Source organism: Levilactobacillus lanxiensis (assembly GCF_016861655.1).
Classification (GTDB): Bacteria; Bacillota; Bacilli; order Lactobacillales; family Lactobacillaceae; genus Levilactobacillus; species Levilactobacillus lanxiensis.
Window position 1 is genome coordinate 1 of the sequence record NZ_BOLN01000021.1, and the last position, 5,073, is coordinate 5,073.

Sequence of the window (5,073 nt, forward strand, 5' to 3'; positions counted from 1 at the left end):
TACCAAAAAGCTGGTTGAGGAAAATCCGAAGATTTTCCTCAACCAGCTTTCATTTTGGAGACTTATGTCACAGCCCCTTTTCATTTACATACAATTGATTATTCCACCTGATCCGCCGCAACAATCTTGGCGACCCGGTGTTCGTGAATAGCAATGTAGAGTAACAGGAGCAGTGCCAACCCAGCAGCCGAGTACAACACGGTGTTGCTGGCAATCCACCCAAATTTGGCAACCAGAATCCCAATCAGTGCGGTAGCCAAGGTTTCGCCGAAAATGTACTGGAAGAAGCCCATGAACCCGGTTGAGGACCCCACGGCAAACTTTGGCACAGCTTCGTTGACCATCAAGCCGACCAGGGTCAGTGGCGCGTAGATCAAGCTTCCCATGATCAGCAGGACCACGATGATAGCAATGTGGCTGGTACTGAAGAAATAGGTCGTCAGGCAAATCAATAACCCAATCACACAGCCGATGCAGACCAACGCCCGGCGGTCCTTTAACAGGTCGGAGATGGCCCCCATCAAGATAACACCCGGGACGGCGGCCAGTTCAAAGATACCGACCAACCATTTGGCAGTCCCAGGGTCGAAGCCCTTGAACTGGGTCAAATAACTAGGAATCCAACTCATGATCCCGTAACGCACCAGGTAAAGTGACATGGAGGTCAACGTGATGGCCCACACAATTTTGTTCGTTAAGATATATTTGACAAAAATCTGCCAGAGAGACAAGTCGGTCAGTTCAGCGGCCGTGGCTTTCCCATCATCCAACACAACCTCGTCACCGGTATGTTCGCCAACACTTGGGAGACCAACCGTAGCGGGCCGGTCAGCACCAGCAAACACGATAAAGATGGCAATAATAATGGAAACGACGGAGGCCGTGTAGAAGACGGCCGCAATCGAACCGGTAAACATCAACGTTGCCAGTTGCACAACGGCCACGCAGACGAACGCCCCGGCATTGTGCGCAGAGGACCAAACGGCGTAGACGGTCCCCCGCCATTTCTTCCCCCACCAGAGTTGAACGGTCCGTTGACAAGCAGCGGCGCCCATCCCTTGGGCCACAGACATCACCAGCATCAGAAACATCATCATATACAGGTTGCGCGTTGCACCCAACCCCAAATTTAAAATAGCTGAAACAAATAACCCAGTTGCTAAGTACCATTTGGGATTACTCTTGTCACTGAGCGCCCCCATGAATAATTTCGAAATCCCGTAGCCAATCCCAAAGCAGGACATGACCAGCCCGATATCGGCGGTGGTAAACCCATACGCCTTCATGATATCGTTCTGTTCCGTCGTGAAGATCAGCCGAATAATGTAGTAACCAATGTAACCAATACAAATTGAGAGCAAGACACCCGTCTGCCGCCAACGATAAGTTCCCTCGATTTTCTCAGCAGGAACCTTCACCTTAGCGTCTGGAGCTGGTTTCAGAAAAGAAAACATAAGCTCATCCCCTACGAAATTGTGTTAGTGAACATTTGTACAACTTCAATGTACACCGTGCCCATTATCACGTCAATGCAAACCCTTACATTTCTTTAGAAGTGACCCTTATTTTCGAAAGAAAGTTTGAGACCTAGCTAAGGGAACCAGTTGATTCAAGTACCTGCACATAATTGCATTAATTCGTGAGACCAGACCGTAAGCGTTGGACCTGAGGAGAACTCAGGTGGCCACTGGAAAGGCAATAAAAAGGGCCAGCAACAACCACTGGCCCGACGCATATTCAAATTAAGTAAATCCACGAATCATAGCTAGTTCCACTGAAAGTAAAACAAACTAAGCCCAAAACAACGACCAGTCCAATCGTTCTAAACCAGTGTCAGCCGGACGGACATTTCAAATGGACTCAGCCGTGGGATTTACTGGGCACAGCCCAGTAAATGGCGACTTTGAGACTCGGTCCGCAGAGGCTCAAAGCGAGCCCAGAGACCGCCCTTTGGCTCGGGGCGTCCTCCCCACCGCGTTCCGGTCCAATTTGAAATGTCCGGGAGGCGAAACAAAAACACTATTTAGAAAGTTTAGCCTGGTTCCGGCGGTTGCAGAGGAGAACGGCCCCCAATGCCACCAGCATCAAAGCCGTCACCGACCAGAACAATGATTGGTAACTGCCGTACTCAATGATCATCCCACCGTACAGCGGTCCCACGGCTCGGCCGAAGGAAATCGCCATATTATAAATCCCTTGGAATTTCCCTTTGTCATTGTCCCCCGCCAAGCCATCGATCCATGCTGGAATCCCTGGAAAACCGGTCATTTCACCCAAAGTTAAAATCACCATGGTAATCACGAACATTGCGTAACTTTTGGCAAAAACTAACAGCAGGAACGAGAGAATGAAAACTAGCGTGCCGACCCAGATCTGTGAGCTAAGTTTAAAGTCTGCAGCTAGCCGGTTTACAATGGGTTGGCCAAAGACAATCATCAAACCATTTAACGTCCACAACAGACTGTATTTTTCAAAGGAGATGCCCAGTCCGGTCATGTGCACGGAGATCACACTTTCCCATAAGGAATAACTCATGTAAAGGGCGAAGACCAGCGCGCTAATCAGCCAGATCAGATTAAGTTGCGCCGGCTTGTTCGGCCCCTTGGCATGCGCGTACGTCTTCTTTTCAATCTTGGCCCGGAAGTCAAAAATGAAGATCAACAGCAGCGCCAAATAACTGAGCGCTGCCACCCCGAAGACCAGCGTGACCCCGTGTTTCATCAGGACCCCGACCATCAGCGTGCCGATGACGACCCCTAAGTTCATCCCAATATAGAGGTAATTGAAAACTTTGCGGCTCTCCACCGACTTAACTGTAGCCGCAAAGGAATTCACGACCGTCATGACGATGCCGTCGCCCAGTCCAATGAACAGTAGCATGATGCCAAAGACCGGCCAGCCATGGAAAAAGATCAACAGCGTCATCGGGACAAAGGAACACAGCGTGCCCACGATTCCCGATAAAAACGGCGACCAATTGTCAAAGAGCCAGCCGCCCAGCCAATTTCCTAAAATCATACAGAGTGACATCCCCAGCAAGGCAATCCCTGCCAGCGTCAGTGTTTGGTGTAACTGATCGTGCATGTAGACCGTGGTCAACGGCCACATACACGCGGCCGCGGCGTTAAGGAGTAGCGTTGCCGCTACAATACCAGGCATACTCACTTCTCGTTTGGTTTTCCACATTTAGCGTCCCTCACTTATTTTCAATCTGTCTTCATTGTCGCACAGATAAAAAATTTCCGAAACTCTTACCCGTTCAAAATGGGATTAAACCGCTGTTTTATGAGCAAGTTGCTCATTTTTCGTAAAAATTTTTTTATCTTTTCGGCCAACTTGATTTGAGTCAAGTTCTTTTCCCCCGGCCGCCCGTATACTAAGTCATGTAATCAAGGCAAACGAAAAGCCGAAGGAGGTTTTCATTATGAGTAAAGTAACCATGAAGTTAGACGACCTGACCTGCCCCTCTTGCATGACCAAGATCGAAGGCGCGTTGAGCAAGAAAGACGGCGTGAAGAACGTCAAAGTCCTGTTCAATGCCAGCAAGGTCAAAGCCGAATTCGACGACGCCACCGTTTCCGCCGAAGATTTAGCGAACACCGTGACCGACTTAGGCTACGCCGTTCAAAGCAGTAAAGTTAAAGCTCTTTAACCCAATAGGAGGTTTTCAATTATGAGTAAAGTTACCATGAAGTTAGACGCATTGACCTGCCCCTCTTGCATGACCAAGATTGAAGGCGCGCTGAGTAAGAAGGACGGCGTGGAAAACGTCAAGGTCCTCTTCAACGCCAGCAAGATCAAAGCCGAATTCGACGACAGTGCCGTTACCGCTGAAAGCCTGGCGGACACCGTCACCGACCTCGGCTACGTCGTGAAGAGTTCAAAAGTCAAAGCCCTTTAATCCCTGACCCCTAAATTCGAAAGGAAGTTCATCTAATGACCACTACAACTATGAGTATCGAAGACCGTTACGCTGCCGAACAAGCCCAAACCGACCACGACCACCACGTCCCAACGGCCGGCGCCATGACCAACCACATTTTATCCAACCTGCACATCTCTATCGTTAAGTTCCACCAAGTTCGGTGGTCCGTCAAGGGTCCGTTGGCCTTAAGCGTTCGCCAGTTGTTAACCGGCTACATCGATACTTACCGCAAGCAGTTTGACGCCTTAGGTGAACTGCTCTTGGATGAGGGCGAAATCGTTTCGACCACGACCAAGGAATATCACGATTACAACATGCTGCAAGAAGGCGGCGACAAGAAGTACCTCAACGCCGAAGACCAAGTCAGTGAGCTGGTCCACGACGCCGATACCCACAATCTCTTCATCGACCGCGCCATTAAGCTCGCCGAAAAGGAAGAACGCCCAGCCCTGGCCAGCTTCTTAACAGACCTGCGCGGCACCAACAACCACATCATTCGTGAACTCCAAGCCGTTCTGGGCAATGACGCTCGGGATGGATTGGACGAAGAAGACGATGAGGATGACGAAGATTAGAGTGCGGAGCGAGCCACTTAGACTCTGAGCATTAACGTGGCAAAGGGAATATCCCCGAATTTGGGATATTTTCTTTGCCGGGTTAAGCGCAGGAGTCTGGCTCGCGTAGCACGTTTCAGAGGCCGCCAGCACCAGGATAGTTCCGCGAAGAACCAGAGCAACGAACTGAGACAGTTTGAACTGCCGTAAGCGCAGGGACCTGCCCCGCGTAGCACGTTTCGGAAGCCACCAGCACCGGGATAGTTCCGCGAAAAACTAGTCCACGAACCGAACAATGGCAAGTAGACTGTCTCCAAAACTAAACCGCCCCAAGCCAATATCACTCAGGACGACCACCCCTGCTGGCACCACCTTCCCCGTCACACATCACTCACCACCCATCAAATTTCACTTACACCAAGTCCCCCCCTGCGAGAAGAGGCTGTGACATAACTAGCCTCTGTAGAACAAAAATAAGGCACGAAACCGAACTTTGGTTTCGTGCCTTATTTCCATGCTCTTGATTCTCAAGCCGTCTTCTCCTGGTGGAGACTAACTTGAGGATATTCAATGCTAGAACGAGGATTCCAGTTT

Annotated in this window: 5 protein-coding genes; 3 read left to right on the forward strand and 2 right to left on the reverse strand. The window is 50.1% G+C overall.

The genetic code is table 11. The features are described 5' to 3' along the window. Nucleotides 1–98: 98 nt before the first annotated feature. The gene (locus JUF22_RS13700; protein ID WP_203647218.1) at nucleotides 99–1,454 is read right to left on the reverse strand and encodes an MFS transporter; all 1,356 of its coding nucleotides are present in this window, start codon (nucleotides 1,452–1,454) and stop codon (nucleotides 99–101) included. Between the two features lie 565 nt (nucleotides 1,455–2,019). After that, nucleotides 2,020–3,186 carry an MDR family MFS transporter gene (locus JUF22_RS13705; protein WP_203647220.1) on the reverse strand — a complete coding sequence of 389 codons (1,167 nt, stop codon included), beginning with the start codon at nucleotides 3,184–3,186 and terminating at the stop codon, nucleotides 2,020–2,022. Between the two features lie 238 nt (nucleotides 3,187–3,424). On the opposite strand from JUF22_RS13705, the gene JUF22_RS13710 reads away from it, so the two are divergent. The 3 genes from JUF22_RS13710 to JUF22_RS13720 are packed head-to-tail and all read left to right on the forward strand — an operon-like array spanning nucleotide 3,425 to nucleotide 4,500. Continuing rightward, nucleotides 3,425–3,652, forward strand: coding sequence for a heavy-metal-associated domain-containing protein (locus tag JUF22_RS13710; protein WP_125765307.1), 228 nt, complete (start codon nucleotides 3,425–3,427; stop codon nucleotides 3,650–3,652). A gap of 21 nt (nucleotides 3,653–3,673) precedes the next feature. Beyond that, nucleotides 3,674–3,901, forward strand: a complete 228-nt coding sequence (locus JUF22_RS13715; protein WP_125765308.1) for a heavy-metal-associated domain-containing protein — start codon at nucleotides 3,674–3,676, stop codon at nucleotides 3,899–3,901. Nucleotides 3,902–3,936: 35 nt separating this feature from the next. Next, a complete protein-coding gene (locus JUF22_RS13720) occupies nucleotides 3,937–4,500 on the forward strand; it encodes a Dps family protein (protein ID WP_203639711.1) in 564 nt (187 codons plus the stop codon). Nucleotides 4,501–5,073 lie beyond the last annotated feature (573 nt).